Raw genomic sequence first — 15619 nt, 5'->3', positions numbered from 1 at the left:
CGATCACGTTACGTCGCTCCCCGGTCGAATGCGGTCAGCAGGCGGGCGGGTTACGTCCCCCTACGCACCGGTGAGGCCCGCCACCCGCAGCGCGTGGACCAGGTCGCGGTGCCGGGATCCGGGCAGCGCCCGGGCGGCCCGCAGCAGTCGCGGGGCGAACCACCCCGGGTCGTGCCGGGCCAGGCCCGCCGACTCCTCGGCGGTGCGCATCCGGACGAAGGCGCCGAGCAGCGCGTCGGCCTCGCGGGTCCGGCCGGCTCCGCCGAGGGCGAGCGCCGCCTCCGCCACCTCGGCGGCCGGGCGGGCCGCGCCCTGGCGCAGCAGGGCGTCGCAGTCGGCCTCCCGGCCGGCGGCGCCGAGGGCGGCCGCGGCCGCCGCGAGCCGCTCGGGCGGGAGGGAGGCCGCCTCCCAGAGCAGGGTGGTCCAGTCGGCGGCGAGTCCGGCCCGGTTCAGCTCGGCGGCCAGTGCGGGCAGGTGTCCGGCGGGCCGGGCCGCGGCCTCGCACAGCAGGGCGTGCGCCTCACCGCTGCGGCCCTGGGCACGCAGGGCGAGCAGCGCGGCGGCGACGGCCCCGGCTCCCGCTCCGGCGCTGGCTCCCGCTCCGGCTGCCCGGGGCGCGGGACTCGGTACGGGGCCCGGCGTGGCTTCGGCGCCGCCGGGGGCCTCGGGCGCGGGGCCGTCGGTGGTGCCGAAGCGGGCGCCGCGCGGTGCGGGGAGCCCGGCGCCGGGAGCGGAGCCCGGCGCGCCGTCGGGGTGTCCCGGCGGCGGGGTGAAGACCGGGGCGGCGGGGGCCGCCGAGCCCGCGTACCGCGCACCCCCGGCGCGCCGGGTCCCGCGCAGCCACCGCCCCTCGGCCCGCCCGACGGGTGCCCCGGCCCGCGCGGAGGGCTCCGGGGCGGGGTCCGTTCCGGCCGCGGCACCCGCCCGGTCATCCGGCCCGGCACCGGGTGCGGCGTCATGCCCGGCGTCCGGCGCCACGGGCGACCCGGCGCCCGGTACCGAGCCCGGTACCGCGTCCGGCCCGGGGCCCGCCGCCGGTTCGGGGTCCGGGCCCGCCGCGGGGTCGGAGCCCGGACCCGCCGCAGGTTCTGCGTCCGGGCCCGTGGCCGGACCGGCGGCCGGTCCGGGGCGGGGCCTCCGCTGCCGCGGCACCCCGGGCAGCCACTCCGCGCCCTCCGGCCATGCCGGCCACAGCCCGTCGGGGCCGGCCCGCAGGGCCCGCAGGCGGGCGGCCAGGTCCTCGTGGCGGGCCACGGCGCGGGCCACGTCGTCCTGGGCCCAGGAGAGTTCCCGGGTGAGTGCCTCCGTCTCGGCCCGGTCGGCGGCCCTGCCGAGCCGTACCGTGAGGCTCCGCAGGGTCGTCTGTGATGCGGCCCGCTGCGCCACGGCCGCCGCGATCAGGGTCCGCAGCTCCCCCTCGCCGCCCGGCAGCCGGTCCCACACGGTGACGGCTGCCGCCCGCAGCTGGGCCGCGTATACGGTCTCCCGCGCCGCGAACTCCGCGCCGCGCGCCCCGGCGAGGTCCCGCAGCAGCGATTCCACCATGTCCCACGGGGGCATCGCCGCCCCGTCGAGACAGGCCCTCATCCCCTCCGGATCCCGGCGCAGGAACTCCCCGTACCAGCCCGCCCCCGGGTCCAGTCTCTGCGTCAAGCCCCTTAAATATCCCGAGAGTTGACTGATCGCCAGTGACGTCGCGGTCTCCATGACCGCATTGGATCCCAGCTGTGTTACGGGCGGGCTACGGGAGTCTCAAAGCTTGACGGCGATCGCGGTGTGCGGACGCTTGCCCCGGCGCGCCAGGGCCGCGGGCACGTCCACCACCCAGAACTGCCAGGTGTACTTGCGCGACATCAGCTTCCGCACCCGCCGCAGCCCCGTCTCGTCGAGCAGCCGGGCCTCGCCCTCCAGGGCCTGCGCCCCGTCCTCGACGCGCCCGCGCATGTCGCAGGCGGTGACGGTGACCCGTCCGTTGTTGCGGATCCGCTTGACCTTCCAGGAGTCGCTGCGGGTCCACACGTAGAGTTCGCCCCCGTCGGCGACCGCCCACACCGGCGTCGCCACGGGTGTGCCGTCCTTGCGGAAGGTGGTCAGACTGACGTACCGCGCCCTGCCGAGCTGTTCCAGGTCCATGACCGCACCCTAAAGGCTGTCAGGCGGGCGGGACCTCACCGTGGCTGACCGTTTCCCAGGCCACGAACAGCTCGTCCGTGCCGGCCGGCCGCGTCTTCTCGACCAGGGCCCGGGTGTACGGGAGCTTCGCGCCCGTCCGCGTCTCGTAGTGGTGCAGGGCCACCTCCAGGTCGGGCCCCATGGTGCGCTCCAGCTTGCCCCCGCACAGCCACGGCGGGGGCGGCGCCCCGAGCTGGTACTTCGCGTGGAACTCCAGCGCGGTGCGCAGCCGGGCGGACTGCTCGCCGTAGAGGTCGACGCCCTGGTGCCAGGCGGTCTCGGCGATGTGCGCGGACGCGGCGAGCGCGTAGCCGACGTGCATCAGGTTGCGGCAGGTCTCCTGGGCGACGCCGTCGACGTAGGTGCCCTGGCCGAACCAGTACTCCTTGACCTGGGCGGCCGTCTCGATGGCGGCGGAGGGCGGGGCCGTCGGGCGCGGGCCGTCCGTCCGGAGGTAGAAGTACGCCGGCACGCGTGCCCGGAAGCGCTCCAGTGACTCCCGGAAGACCGCCTGGTCCTCCAGGAAGACGGCGATGGAGACGGCCGCGTCGGTCATGGCCAGTTCCCAGTTGCCGTTGAAGGCGGGCACCTGGGCGCGGACGGCCGGCAGGTAGGCCTTGCGCAGCATCTCCTTGAACCGGGTGACCCGGGGCTCGTCCCAGTCCGGGTAGCCGGCGTGCACGATCTCGGCGGCTCGCGCCCAGCTGGATCCGGACCAGGCGGCCTGGAGGCCGGCGTTGTCCTCGCGGTGCTGTTTCATCACGGCCGACCAGGCGTCCATGATCTGTACGGCCTTGCGCGCGTGGGCGGTCCCGCCGTTCACGGACCACAGCAGGGCGTGGGTGTAGGCGGCGATCGCGTCCTGTCGTTCGTCGAGGCAGGACTGCGGTCCGCTGTTGAAGGGGCAGGGCACCACGTCGGCCGGGTGCGGGGTGTAGTCGAGCGAGGCGTAGCGGCTGCCCAGCACTGCCCGGTACGCGGAGAGCCAGGGTTCCCTGCCGGCCGCGACCATCCGCTTCGCCTGCCGGAGCTGGCCGTGGCTGACGACGACGCCGGGGTGGCGGAAGACCACGTCGTCCGCACCGGGGCGGCCGTCGGGGACGGCACACGCCGCGAGCAGCAGGCCGCCTGCGAGGAGGGCGCCGACGACCGCGAAACCGACTCGCTTGGATGCGTTCATGGCTGACACGCCTTCACGCTTGCCCCGCGCCCCGGCCCTCCCACCGCCGATTGAGCCGTCTGGCCGCCGGGCCCGCCCGAACGGCAGGGCCGGGCCGTCCCGCCCGGCGGGATCCGGCAGGGACGACCTACACCGGGACGGCGGCGCAGCGGCGGAGCAGGTCGTCCAGGGAGAGGCCGAGGGCCGCGGCGAGGGCGGCGACGGTGAAGAAGGCGGGGGTGGGCGCCCGGCCGGTCTCGATCTTGCGCAGGGTCTCGGCGGAGAGCCCGGCGCCGGCCGCGACCTCGACCATGCTCCGGTCGCCGCGGGCTTCGCGCAGCAGGACGCCGAGCCGCTCGCCGCGCTCGCGCTCTTCGGGAGTGAGGGGGGTACGGACCATGCCGTCATCCTACCCCGCACGCCAATAACTATCCCGTTATTCTTATACCGGTATAGTTATTGGCATGGTGAAACTGAAGACGGACCGAGAGATCGACGAGATGCGGACCGCGGGCCGGGTGGTCGCCCGCGCCCTGGCTGCCGTACGGCAGGCCGCCGACGTGGGGGTTTCCCTGCGGGACCTGGACCGGGTGGCCCGCGAGGTGCTCCGGGGAGCCGGTGCCACCTCGCCCTTCCTGGGCTACCGGCCGCGGTTCGCGCCCGTGCCCTTCCCCGCCGTGGTGTGCGTCTCGGTGAACGACGCGATCGTGCACGGCATCCCGGACGACTACCGGCTGCGCGGCGGCGACCTGGTCAGCGTCGACTGCGGGGCGGAGCTCGGCGGCTGGGTCGGGGACGCGGCGGTCAGCTTCACGGTCGGCCCGGCCCGGCCCGCCGACCTCCGGCTGATCGAGACCTCCGAGGCGGCCCTCGCCGCCGGGATCGCCGCCGCCGTGCCCGGCAACCGGATCGGCGACATCGCCCACGCGATCGGCACCACCTGCCGGGCCGCCGGGTACGGGGTGCCGGACGGCTTCGGCGGCCACGGCGTCGGCCGCACCATGCACGAGGACCCGGGCGTGCCCAACGAGGGCCCGCCGGGACGCGGCATGAAGCTGCGTCCCGGCCTGGTCCTCGCCATCGAGCCGATGCTGATCGCCGGCGGCACGGACGACTACACCTGCGACGCGGACGGCTGGACCCTGCGCACCGTCGACGGCAGCCGCGCCGCCCACTCGGAACACACGGTCGCGATCACCACCGACGGTCCGCGGATCCTCACCGCCCTGTGACCTGCCGGAGGCCGCTACGGCCTGCCGTGCGGGTGCACCACCATCGCCGAGCCCCCGCCCCGGCGGGTGGTCTCGGCCGCCGCCAGCCAGCGGCCGTCCGGCAGCCGCTGCACGCCGGTGGCCGCGCCGATCTCCGGGTTCTGCCGGAAGCCCTGGCCGATCGCCTCCAGCTCCGCGCGCAGCGGGCTGTTCCACAGGCCCGGTTCCAGCTCGGTGGTGGTCTGGTTGCGCTGGCTGGCGCGTGGCGCGGCGATCGCGTCGACCAGCGGCAGCCCCCGGTCCAGGTGGCCGATCAGGGTCTGCAGCACGGTGGTGATGATGGTGGCGCCGCCGGGGGAACCCACCGCGAGTACCGGGCGGCCGTCCTCCAGCACGATCGTCGGCGACATCGAGGAGCGCGGCCGCTTGCCGGGACCGGGCAGGTTCGGGTCCGGGACCCCGGGCGCGGCCGGGGCGAAGGAGAAGTCGGTCAGCTCGTTGTTGAGCAGGAAGCCGCGCCCGGGAACGGTGATCGCGCTGCCGCCGGTGGACTCGATGGTCAGGGTGTAGGAGACCACGTTGCCCCACCGGTCGGCGACCGTCAGGTGCGTGGTGTTCTCCCCTTCGTACGTGGTCGGGGCGGCCTGGCCGGAGCCGCCGCAGGGAGCCGGGTGGCGCGGGTCACCGGGGGCCAGCGGGCTGGTCAGCGTACGGTCCGGCGCGATCAGGCAGCCGCGCGAGTCCGCGAACCGCTGCGAGAGCAGCTCACGTGTGGGCACGTCCACCGCCGCCGGGTCGCCGACCCAGCGGCCCCGGTCGGCGAAGGAGATCCGCGAGGCCTCGATGAAGCGGTGCAGGTACTGCGTCTCGGACAGCCGCGCAAGGTCGGTCCGCTCCAGGATGTTCAGCGCCTCGCCGACGGTGGTGCCGCCGGAGGAGGAGGGCGCCATGCCGTAGACGTCCAGGCCGCGGTAGCCCACCCGGGTCGGGTCCTGCCGCTTGGTCCCGTACGCGCGCAGGTCGGCGGTGGTCAGGTCGCCGGGCCGGACCTTGCGGGTGGCCGCCGGGTCCACCGGGGGTGTGCGCACGGCCCGGACGATGTCCTCGGCGATGGGCCCGCGGTAGAGGGCGCCGGTCCCCTTGCGGGCGAGTTCGGCGTAGGTGGCGGCGAGGTCCGGGTTCTTGAAGGTGGAGCCGACCACCGGCAGGGCGCCGCCCGGCAGGAAGAGCTTCGAGGTCGCGGGGAAGTCCCTGAAGCGGTCCTGGTTGAGCTCGGTCTGGGCCCGGAAGGTGCTGTCCACCGTGAAGCCCTCGCGGGCCAGCTTCTCGGCGGGCTTGAGCAGGGTGCCGAGCGAGCGGGTGCCCCAGGCGTCGAGGGCGCTCTTCCAGGTGGCGGGGGTGCCGGGCACGCCCACGCCGAGCCCGCTGGTCTGGCCCTCGGCGAAGGGGATGGGGAGGCCGTTCTCCTGGAAGAGGGTCTCGGTCGCCGTGGCGGGGGCGGTCTCGCGGCCGTCGACGGTGTGCACCCGGTGCGAGCGGGCGTCGTAGTAGACGAGGTAGCCGCCTCCGCCGATGCCCGCCGAATAGGGCTCGGTCACCCCGAGCGCGGCGGCGGTGGCGACCGCCGCGTCCACGGCGTTGCCGCCGGAGCGCAGGACGGCGATGCCCGCGGCGGTGGCGTCGGCGTCGACGCTGGCGACGGCCCCGCCGTAGCCGGCGGCGACCGGCACCTTGGCCGGCGGGGTGGTCGTGGTCGGCGGGGCGGCGGCCCCGGTGGAGACGAGCGCCCCGGCGAGGGCGACGAGCGCCAACTGACGTACGGCGGGAGCACGCATGCGGTTCCTCCGGTCGACGGCCTGTCAGATCTGGTTGGCGCAGCGTAACTTCACCGCACCCCCCGCGTCAGGAAGGCCACCCGGCCGCTACCATCCGCCGCATGAACGACGACGTGCGCAACATCGTGCTCGGGGTGATAGCCACCGCCGTCAGCGGCGGGTTCGGCTGGTTCTCCCGGACCTACCTCTCGCGGCGCGCGCTCCGCCGCAAGCAGGCGTTCCTCGGGCTCTCGGACGGCTCCGACTGTCTGTTCGTGGTCAACCGCCAGATGGGCGGCAAGGAGTCGTCGGTGCACCGCAACGACGCATTCGCGCTGTTGGAGATCTCAGCGCTGATCAAGGACTGCGGGGCGAACGTCCAGATCGTCACGCACGACGAGGCGCGTCAGGGCTTCGGTGAACGGGCCGAGTTCTGCGTCGGCGGCCCGTCCTCCAACGCACGCACCACCGCGCACCTGACTTCCATGCTGCCCGGCGTGCAGGTCGACGTCGGTCTCGCTTCGGACCATCCCGATCGCGGTGCCATCCGCATCGGCGAGGAGAGGTACCGCTGGGAGAAGGGCATGGTCGAGTACGTGCTGCTGGCCCGGCTGACGACCCGGCAGGGATCCCGGCCGGTGTTCCTGCTCTCGGGGCAGACGGCCAACAGCAACCAGGCCGCGGCCCGTTATCTGGCCAAGCACCATGAGCAGCTCGCCCGGAAGTACCGCCGGGAGTCGTTCTGCATCCTGCTGAAGGTCATCAACTCCGATGCCTACGGACCGGACGTGACGGAGCTGGTGGGGGACGTCACCGGGCCGGCCCGGACACCCGCACCGGCAGTCGCGTGATCCCGTTGATGAAGTTGGAGACCAGCCGGCGCGGAGGTCCCGCCAGTTCGGGCGCGGGCATGGCCGCGCACCACTCCTCGTAGAGGACGCGCAGCTGGAGCCGGGCGAAGTGGGCGCCGAGGCAGACGTGCGGGCCGTCCCCGAAGGAGACGTGCGGGTTGGGCGTGCGGGCCAGGTCCAGGCGGTCCGGGTCGGTGAAGACGCGTTCGTCGTGGTTGGCGGAGGCGTGGAAGACCACCACCTTGTCCCCGGCGCGGATCGGCCGCCCGGCCAGTTCGGTGTCGACGGCGGCCGTGCGGCGGAAGCTGAGCACCGGCGGGTGGACGCGCAGCAGCTCGTCGACGGCCCGGTCGAACGGGACGGATCCGTCCGCGAGCAGGCGGTAGGCATCCGGGTCCCCGGCCAGGGCGAGCAGGCCGCCGGGGGCGGCGCTGCGGACGGTGTCGTTGCCGGCGACGGTGAGCAGGAAGAAGAACATCTCCAGTTCGGCCGGGTCGAGCCCGGCCTCGGCGAGGGCGGTCATCACGTCGTCGCCGGGGTGGGCGCGCTTGTGGCCGGCCAGTTCGCGGGCGTAGGCGAACATCTCGCCGAGCAGGGCCGGGGAGCGCGGGTTGAGCGGGGTGCCGTCGGGGCCGAGGAGCGGTTCAGGGGCGTCGTCGGGGTCCTGGTACCCGATGATCCGTACGGTCCACTCCAGCAGCAGGTCCCGGTCGGCGGCCGGGACGCCCAGCAGGTCGGTGAGGTTCAGCAGCGCGTACTCGTCGGTGACGGCGCGCACGAGGTCGACGGTGCCGTCCTCGGCGTCCCGGCGGGCGGCCGCGAGCAGGGTGCGGGCGCGTTCCCGTACCCGACCGGCGAAGGCGTCGACGCGTGCGGGGGTGAAGGCGCGGGACACCAGCCGCCGCAGCCGGCCGTGCTCGGGCGGGTCCTGGTTGAGCATGGTGCGGCGCAGGAAGGGCAGATCGGCCGGGTCGGGGTCGCGGATCTGGGTGGCGCCCACCCAGGAGGAGTACGTCCGGTGGTCGCGCAGGACCCGTACGACGTCGGCGTGCCGGGTGACGGCCCAGAAGCCGGGGCCGGCGGGCCAGCCCTGGATCTCCGGTTCCGGCTGCCAGGCCACGGGGTGCCGCTCGCGCAGCAGCCGGTAGCGCTCGTGCGGGACGCCTGAGGCGTAGACGCGGGGGTCGAAGACGTCGGGTACGTCCGCGGCGTGGTCCATGGGGCCACCGTGACGGGTGGGCGCCCCCGGCCGCAAGGGTGCGGCGCCGGGGCCGGGGGTGCGCCGGGCCGGTCAGCGTTTCCGGTCGCAGTCGGCGGCCGGGAGGGTGGTGTCGGAACCTTGCAGGATGACGGGGCTGACGGCGTCCGTCAGGACGGCGGTGCCGATGGTGCACACGATCTGCATGCGGGCCAGGTCCGACAGGCCGCCCACGGCGAACGGCACCCGGACCGTCGTTCCTTCGTGCGTGTACGGGCTCACCGCGAGCTGTTCCTCCTGTCCGGCAGCCAGCCGGGGCAGGGCCGTGGTGAGCCCGACCTCGGCGGCCCGGCCACGGGGGCCGTCCAGCAGCAGCCCCAACAGCACCGCGGGGTTGAGCCGGTAACCCTCCGCCAGGCTGAAGGGGCTCGGGGCGAGCCGGTCGCCGTCCTTGGCCACGAAGTAGAGGAAGTTGGTCTTGTTGCCTCCGGAGACCTTGACGGTGGCGGAGTGGCCGCTGTCGATCACATCGGTGCGTTTGATCCCGCATCCGGTGAGCAGCAGGGCGCAGCCGACCAGGGTGGCCGTGGCCACCGCTGCCCGGGATCTCGTTCCGTGCCCGGTCACGCGTGGGCCTCCAGCGGCATGTCGAGGGTGAAGACCGCTCCCCCGGTGGGCCCGTTGGCCGCGAGGAGGGTGCCGCCGTGCAGGCGGACGTTCTCCAGGGTGATGGCGAGGCCGAGACCGCTGCCGGCGGAGCGGGTCCGGGCCGCGTCGGCCTTGAAGAACCGGTCGAAGATGTGCGGCAGGACCTCGGGGGCGATGCCGGGTCCGCTGTCGGCGACGTCGATCAGGAGCCGTTCGCCGTGCTCGCCCGGTGCGGTCCGTACGGTGACCCGGACGGGTGCGCCGCCGTGGCGGAGGGCGTTGCCGACGAGGTTGGCGAGGATCACGTCGAAGCGGCGGGGGTCGAGGCGGGCGCGCACCCGGTCCGGGAGTTCGGTGACGACGCGGTCGTCGACCCAGTGGCGGCGCTCCAGGGTCTTGCGCACGGCCTCGGCGATGTCCACGTCGTCGAGGTTGAGCTCGGCGGCCCGGGCGTCGAACCGGGAGATCTCCATCAGGTCCTCGACGAGGACGGCGAGCTTGCCCGTCTCGGCGCTGACCAGGCGCAGGGCTTTGGCGGTGTCGGCGTCGAGGCGTTCGGCGTCCTCGTCGAGGACCTCGGTGACGGCGAGCATCCCGGCGAGGGGGGTGCGCAGTTCGTGGGAGACGTCGGAGGCGAAGCGGCGGGCGCGGACCTCCGCGTCCTGGAGTTCGCGTACGGACTGCTCCAGGGCGCGGGCGGTCTCGTTGAAGGTGCGGGCGAGTCCGGCGAGCTCGTCGGCGCCCCTGACCTCGATCCGGGTGTCGAGGTGGCCGCGGCCGAGGTTCTGGGCGGCCCGGCGCATGTCGCGGACCGGCCGCAGGACGCTGCGGGCGGCCAGCAGCGCGGGCACGATGGCGATGGCCAGCCCCGGAACGGCGCCCTGCTTGGCGGCGTCGACCATGGCTTCGACGGTCTGCTTCTCGGTGGAGAGCGGGACGCTGGCGTAGAAGACGGCGCCGGTGGCTTCGGCGGAGCCGTTGTGCTCGATGAAGGCGGGGACCCCGACGGTGAGCCACGGGTTGCCGCGCTGGTCCTCGACCCGTTGGAAGGCGGTGTAGTCGTGGCTGCGGACCTTCTGGCGCAGGTCGTCGGTGATGACGCTGGAGGTCGGTGTGCCGGGGTTGGTGGAGACCCGCACGCTGCCGTACTCGCCGAAGATGATCCACGGGTGCGGTTTGCCGCGCTTGCCGAGTTCGATGACGATGCGCTGGACCTCCTGCTGGTCCAGCGGAAGCCGGAACTCCTGCTGCTCGACCTGGTCCCGCAGGGTGCTGATGGCGGTGTCCTGGGTCTGCTTGAGGATCGCGTTGCGCGCCTGCTGGTAGGTGAGGGCGGCCGTGGTCACCGCGCTGATCGCGGCGACCAGCAGGAAGGCCGCGATGAGCCGGGTGCGCAGGCCCAGTGGCGCTATGCGTCGCACGGTTGCCTACAGCGGACCGAAGCGGTAGCCGAAGCCGCGCACGGTCTGTATGTAGCGGGGGCTCGCGTCGGGGTTCTCGACCTTCGTGCGCAGCCGGCGGACGCAGGCGTCCACGAGCCGGGCGTCGGCGTGGTAGCTGTGGTCCCAGACGTATTCGAGGAGTTGCTGGCGGGAGAAGACCTGCTCGGGCGAGGCCGACAGGTGCAGCAGGAGCTTGATCTCGCTGGGGGCGAGGGGTACGCGCTCGCCGTTCTTGGCGACGCTCAGTCCGGCGCGGTCGATGGTCAGCTCACCGTGGTGCTCGACCCCGGGACGACTGCCCACGGGGTCGCTGAGCCGGCGCAGTACGGCCTTGATGCGGGCCTCTATGACCTCGGTGCGGGCGGGTTTGACGATGTAGTCGTCGGCGCCGGCCTCCAGGCCGACGACGATGTCGAAGTCGTCGCCGCGCGCGGTGAGCATGATGATCGGCACCTGGCTGGTCTCGCGGATGCGCCGGCAGACCTGGACGCCGTTGATGCCGGGAAGCATCAGGTCGAGCAGGACGAGCTCGGGGCGGAATCCGCCCATCAGGGCCAGTCCTTCCTCGCCGGTCTCGGCGGAACTCACGTCGTGGCCCCGGCGGCGCAGGCCGAGGCCGACCCCCTCGCGGATGGAAGGGTCGTCCTCGATCAGCAGTACGCGTGGCATTCGGCCAGTATCCCAAAGGTCGTACGGGGCCTTGCCTCCCGTCAGCGGCCGGACCTGCGCCGCAGGGAGTTCAGCATGTCGTTGATCTCCGTCAGGCGCAGCGGCCCGGCAAGGATGACGACGACGAGCGCCAGTGCGACGGTTCCCGCCCCGACCGCGGCGAAGTTCCCGAACCGGTCGGCGGCGCGGGCGGCCGCGTACCCTGCGGCGCCCGCCGGTGCGCAGGCGAGCAGCAGCCGCAGGTGGGTCCGTACGGCGGTCGCGCGCCGCTCGGTACGGGTGCCCGCGCGCGGGCCGAGCCGGCGGGTGAGGGTGCGGGCGGTGACGGCGGCGCCCGCGAGGAAGGCGACGGAGGAGGCCGCGGCCATGCCGGTGACGGCCCAGCGCGGGGACAGCAGGAAGTAGGCGGCGGCGGACAGTCCGGCGGTGAGCGCGGCGATGACCAGGTTGAGGAAGAAGGGGGTCCGGGTGTCGGAGAGGGCGTAGAAGCCGCGCGAGAGGCAGTACTGCGCGGAGTAGGCGATCAGGCCGGGCGCGAAGGCGACGAGGATGCCGGCCATGACCTCGATGTCGGCGGGGCCGGTGCGGCCGTACTCGAAGACGCTGCCCATCACCCAGGGGGCGAGCGCGGCGAAGAGCGTGGCGGCGGGCACGACGAGGGCGGCGCTGGAGCGCAGGGCGTAGGAGATGTCGCGGCGCACGGCGCCGAGGTCGCCCTCGGCGGCGGCCGCGCTCATCCGCGGCATCAGGGCGGTCACGAGGGAGACGGTGATGATGCCCTGCGGGACGATCCACAGCTGGTAGGCGTTGGTGTAGGCGATGTAGCCGGCGCCGCCCGCGAGTCCGGCGTCCACGGCGTGCTGCCCGCTGGTGGTGGAGAGCCGGGTGACGACCCAGTAGGCGATCTGGTTGGTGAGGACGAGCATGACCAGCCAGCCGGCGTTGCGCAGCGGGCGGCCGAGGCCGCTGCCGCGCCAGTCGAAACGCGGGCGCCAGCGGAAGCGGGCGGCGCGCAGCGAGGGGACGAGGGCGAGGGCCTGGATGACGATGCCGGCGGTGGTGCCGAGGCCCAGGAGCCGGGTCTCGGCGGCCGTGAGGCCGGCCGCCCCGTCGTGGGACACGTAGAGGAAGAGCCCGAAGACGCCGATGATGACGAGGTTGTTGAGGACCGGGGTCCACATCATCGCGCCGAACCGGCCGCGGGCGTTGAGCACTTGGCCGAGCAGGGTGAAGAGCCCGTAGAAGAGGATCTGCGGCAGGCAGTACCGGGCCAGGGCGACGGTGGTGCTCGCCTGGGCTCCGTCGTAGTCGGTGTACACCGAGACGATCAGCGGGGCCGCGAGGACCGCGACGGTGGTGAGCGCCAGGAGGGCGGCGGTGCAGGCGGTGAGCAGCCGGTCGGTGTAGGCGGATCCGCCGTCCGCGTGCTCCTTGGCGGCCCGGACGAGCTCGGGTACGAAGACGGCGTTGAGCGCGCCGCCGATGAGCAGCATGTAGATGATGTTCGGGACCGTGTTGGCGACGGTGTAGCTGTCGCCGAGGAATGCGGCGCCGAGCGCCGCGGCGACGACGGCGGAGCGGATGAAGCCGGTGGCGCGGGAGACGATCGAGCCGGCCGCCATGAGGGCGCCGCTGCGCAGCACGGAGGTCTTCCCGGAGGGCGCGTCGGCGGCTCCCGGGGCGGCCGTGCCCGGGGCGGCGGCCGCTCCGGGGGCTTCGGTGCCGGTTTTGGTGCCCACGGCTTCGGCGCCCACAACTTCGGCGCCCATGGCTTCGGTGCCGGTCCCGGTTCCGGTCGCCGTCACCGGCGGGCCAGGTAGGCCTGGAACGCCTTGTAGAGGGCCGCGTTGGCGACTCCGTCCATCGGTATCTCCCACTCTCCCAGCGTCTCGACGACCTGTCCGCCGGTGCCGAGCTTCCAGCGCAGCAGCCCGAAGGAACGTTCGTCGGGGTCGAGGGTGGAGGGTACCCCGCGCATGTCGTACTCCTCTGCGCCGAGGGCGTGCGCATCGCGCATCATGCGCCACTGCAGGGCGTTGCTGGGCCGTACGTCACGCCGGTGGTCGGCGGAGGCGCCGGTCTGGTACCAGACCCGGCGGCCGGCGGAGATCATGGTGTGGGCGGCGAGGATCTCCCCCTCGTAGACACCCAGGTAGAGCCGCATGCGGCCGGGCTGCTCCTCGTTCAGGACCCGGTACTGCTGCTCGTAGTAGGCGAGCGAACGGCCGAGCCGGAAGCCGTCGCGCTCCTCGGTGATGCGCAGCAGCCGGTAGAACTCCGGCAGGTCGGCGGCGGAGCCGATGACCGTCTCCACACCGGACTTCGTGGCCTTGCGCACGTTGCGCCGCCATTCCTGGTTGAGACCCGACCACACCTCGTCGAGGGTGCGGCCGGCCAGCGGCACGCGGAAGACGTGGCGGGGCTGGGCGTCGCCGTCGTCCTCGCCCCCGCACCGCGTCCAGCCGCGGGTGCGCAGCCGGTCGGCGAGGGCGGCGCCCACCGGGTCGACCTCGGTGGCGAGCACGTCGGAGATCTGCCGTCCGGGCCCGGTCGCGGCCTTGGCGGTGGCCGCGTCCCAGCGGCGGTAGGCGGGGGTGGGTCCGATGCGGACGGCGAAGGCGCCGGAGGCGCGCAGGTGCCGCATGAGGGGGTTCAGCCAGCGGTCGATCTGCGGATCGGACCAGTCGACGACGGGCCCTTCGGGGAGATAGGCGAAGTATTTACGGGTACCGGGGAATTGCCGGTAGAGGACGAGTCCGGCCCCCTGAATCTCGCCGTCCGCATAGTGCCATCCGACCCTTTCCGAGCGCCAGAGGTCCTTTACCCGGGCCCAGGAGGGGTACTGGAGAAAGCTGGCACCGCCGTGCCAGTGGAGGAAGCTCTGGTATTCGGTGACGGACAGGGCGCGCACCCGGAGCTGCCCGTCCTGGTCATGGTTCTGCTGGGCGGGGTTCACGAGCAGTGCACACACGGCAGAGGGCCTTCCTGTCGTCCTGACGGTTCTCACAGGACCTTCACAGCCGACCGTGACCGCACTGCGCGGCGATTGTGACCGGACGATGACCGTTTTGCTGCGGTCGGCGTCACAAGAGAAAGGCTGACTTTTTCTCCGGTTTGCGGAACCTAAAGTCGAGTCGTTCGCATCCTCTTTTGCGGACGTTCACCACCGCCTCTCCTGGAAAGGCCCCTTCGTTGAGCCGTATACGCCGCACCGCCATGGCGGGCACCGCACTTCTGGCCGCCTCGCTGACCGCCTGCTCGGGCGGGAGCGACGGTGGTGGCGCCGACGACAAGGGCAAGGCCGAGCTGAAGCCGAAGACGGCCATGGCGGTCTCGGTGAACCTCACGGGTGATCAGGTCAAGGCCGGCCAGCCGGTGGTGGTGACCGTCGCCGAGGGCAAGCTCGCCCAGGTGAAGGTGACCGACGCCAAGGGCGCCGAGCTGCCGGGGAAGATCTCCGACGACGGGAAGACCTGGACCTCGGAGCGCAACGCCCCGCCCGGAGCCGAGTACAAGGTCGAGGCGCAGAACACCGACAGCCAGAGTGCCGCCGCCCAGTTCAAGACCAGCGCCGCCGACAAGGTGAACAAGGTCTCGATCAACATCTCCAAGGGCAGCACGGTGGGCGTGGCCATGCCCGTGTCCCTCGTCTTCGACAACCCGGTGACGAACAAGGCCGAGGTCGAGAAGCAGCTCAAGGTCACCGCCTCGGACAACACCGAGGGCTCCTGGGGCTGGCTCAAGGACTACGACGGCAAGGACCGCGTCGACTGGCGGCCCAAGGACTACTGGAAGTCCGGCACGGACGTGAAGGTCGAGATGCACCTGAACGGCGTGGACTCCGGAAAGGGCGGCGGGCTCTTCGCCCGCGACTACACCACCGAGTTCAAGATAGGCAAGGACCGCCGGATCCAGGTCAGCCTCGACAGCAAGAAGATGACGGTGACCCAGGACGGCCAGGCGCAGAAGCCGGTTCCGATCTCGGCCGGCACTCCGGGCGGCAAGAAGGCGTCGTGGTCCGGGAAGATGGTGATCATGACGAAGGAGGGCACCATCCGGATGGACTCCCAGACGGTGGGCCTGGACAACGCCTACGACAAGATGGTCGATTACTCGATGCGGCTGACCTGGTCCGGCATGTACGCGCACGCCGCGCCGTGGAACTCCGGCAACTTCGGTCGCGCCAACAGCAGTTCCGGCTGTGTGGGGATGAGCGACGCCGACGCGAAGGAGTTCTTCGGGCAGTCCCAGGTCGGCGACCTCTTCGAGGTGGTCGGCGAGGGCTCGAAGGGCCAGGCGGAGATCGGCAACGGCTACGGCGAGTGGAACCTGTCGTGGGACCAGTGGAAGGCGAAGAGCGCGCTGTCGGGCGCCCCGCAGAACGGCTGACGGCCGGGCGCGGGTGGGCCGCCGCGATCAACCAATCGTTACCAGTGCGTAACTTACTCACGGGTT

The 15619-nt window shown here is 73.0% G+C and carries 14 protein-coding genes; 3 read left to right on the top strand and 11 right to left on the bottom strand.

Features of this window, described 5'->3' with window-relative positions; all coding sequences use genetic code 11:
* Window positions 1-60 precede the first annotated feature (60 nt).
* The 4 genes from DEJ51_RS27450 to DEJ51_RS27435 form a co-directional block, all read right to left on the bottom strand.
* Window positions 61-1653 carry a hypothetical protein gene (locus DEJ51_RS27450; RefSeq protein ID WP_150260266.1) on the bottom strand — a complete coding sequence of 531 codons (1593 nt, stop codon included), beginning with the start codon at window positions 1651-1653 and terminating at the stop codon, window positions 61-63.
* Between the two features lie 99 nt (window positions 1654-1752).
* Window positions 1753-2133: a PPOX class F420-dependent oxidoreductase gene (locus DEJ51_RS27445; RefSeq protein ID WP_150260265.1), complete on the bottom strand. Its 381-nt coding sequence runs from the start codon at window positions 2131-2133 to the stop codon at window positions 1753-1755.
* 19 nt (window positions 2134-2152) lie between these two features.
* Entirely contained in the window at window positions 2153-3352 is a 1200-nt protein-coding gene (locus tag DEJ51_RS27440; RefSeq protein ID WP_150260264.1) for an alginate lyase family protein, read from the bottom strand.
* Between the two features lie 127 nt (window positions 3353-3479).
* Window positions 3480-3731 (bottom strand): helix-turn-helix domain-containing protein, encoded by a 252-nt coding sequence (locus tag DEJ51_RS27435; RefSeq protein ID WP_033218190.1) that lies wholly within the window; start codon window positions 3729-3731, stop codon window positions 3480-3482.
* A 64-nt stretch (window positions 3732-3795) separates the two neighbouring features.
* Between DEJ51_RS27435 and map the strand changes: the two genes are divergently transcribed.
* Window positions 3796-4563 (top strand): type I methionyl aminopeptidase, encoded by a 768-nt coding sequence (gene map, locus DEJ51_RS27430; protein WP_150260263.1) that lies wholly within the window; start codon window positions 3796-3798, stop codon window positions 4561-4563.
* Window positions 4564-4577: 14 nt separating this feature from the next.
* Here the strand turns inward: map and ggt are convergent, their stop codons facing one another.
* Window positions 4578-6377 (bottom strand): gamma-glutamyltransferase, encoded by a 1800-nt coding sequence (gene ggt / locus DEJ51_RS27425; protein WP_150260262.1) that lies wholly within the window; start codon window positions 6375-6377, stop codon window positions 4578-4580.
* Window positions 6378-6478: 101 nt separating this feature from the next.
* Between ggt and DEJ51_RS27420 the strand changes: the two genes are divergently transcribed.
* Window positions 6479-7207, top strand: a complete 729-nt coding sequence (locus DEJ51_RS27420) for a hypothetical protein (protein WP_150260261.1) — start codon at window positions 6479-6481, stop codon at window positions 7205-7207.
* Here the strand turns inward: DEJ51_RS27420 and DEJ51_RS27415 are convergent.
* The 6 genes from DEJ51_RS27415 to DEJ51_RS27390 all read right to left on the bottom strand — a co-directional run bounded on the left by DEJ51_RS27415 (window position 7167) and on the right by DEJ51_RS27390 (window position 14075).
* Window positions 7167-8426 (bottom strand): cytochrome P450, encoded by a 1260-nt coding sequence (locus tag DEJ51_RS27415; protein WP_150260260.1) that lies wholly within the window; start codon window positions 8424-8426, stop codon window positions 7167-7169. The two genes, DEJ51_RS27420 and DEJ51_RS27415, sit on opposite strands and share 41 nt — an antisense overlap.
* Before the next feature lie 72 nt (window positions 8427-8498).
* Window positions 8499-9032, bottom strand: a complete 534-nt coding sequence (locus DEJ51_RS27410; RefSeq protein WP_150260259.1) for a hypothetical protein — start codon at window positions 9030-9032, stop codon at window positions 8499-8501.
* The gene (locus DEJ51_RS27405; RefSeq protein WP_150260258.1) at window positions 9029-10474 is read right to left on the bottom strand and encodes a sensor histidine kinase; all 1446 of its coding nucleotides are present in this window, start codon (window positions 10472-10474) and stop codon (window positions 9029-9031) included. Before DEJ51_RS27405 ends, DEJ51_RS27410 begins: the two co-directional genes overlap by 4 nt.
* 6 nt (window positions 10475-10480) lie before the next feature.
* Window positions 10481-11164, bottom strand: coding sequence for a response regulator transcription factor (locus DEJ51_RS27400; protein WP_150260257.1), 684 nt, complete (start codon window positions 11162-11164; stop codon window positions 10481-10483).
* 41 nt (window positions 11165-11205) lie between these two features.
* A complete protein-coding gene (gene murJ, locus DEJ51_RS27395) occupies window positions 11206-12933 on the bottom strand; it encodes a murein biosynthesis integral membrane protein MurJ (protein ID WP_150262182.1) in 1728 nt (575 codons plus the stop codon).
* 32 nt (window positions 12934-12965) lie between these two features.
* Window positions 12966-14075, bottom strand: a complete 1110-nt coding sequence (locus DEJ51_RS27390; RefSeq protein WP_223836223.1) for a lipid II:glycine glycyltransferase FemX — start codon at window positions 14073-14075, stop codon at window positions 12966-12968.
* A gap of 305 nt (window positions 14076-14380) precedes the next feature.
* Here DEJ51_RS27390 and DEJ51_RS27385 point away from each other — a divergent pair, with 305 nt between their 5' ends.
* A complete protein-coding gene (locus tag DEJ51_RS27385; RefSeq protein WP_150262181.1) occupies window positions 14381-15553 on the top strand; it encodes an Ig-like domain-containing protein in 1173 nt (390 codons plus the stop codon).
* The last annotated feature ends 66 nt before the right edge of the window (window positions 15554-15619 follow it).

The organism is Streptomyces venezuelae, from assembly GCF_008642275.1.
GTDB lineage: Bacteria > Actinomycetota > Actinomycetes > Streptomycetales > Streptomycetaceae > Streptomyces > Streptomyces venezuelae_E.
This window is presented reverse-complemented; position numbering and strand designations above follow the sequence as displayed.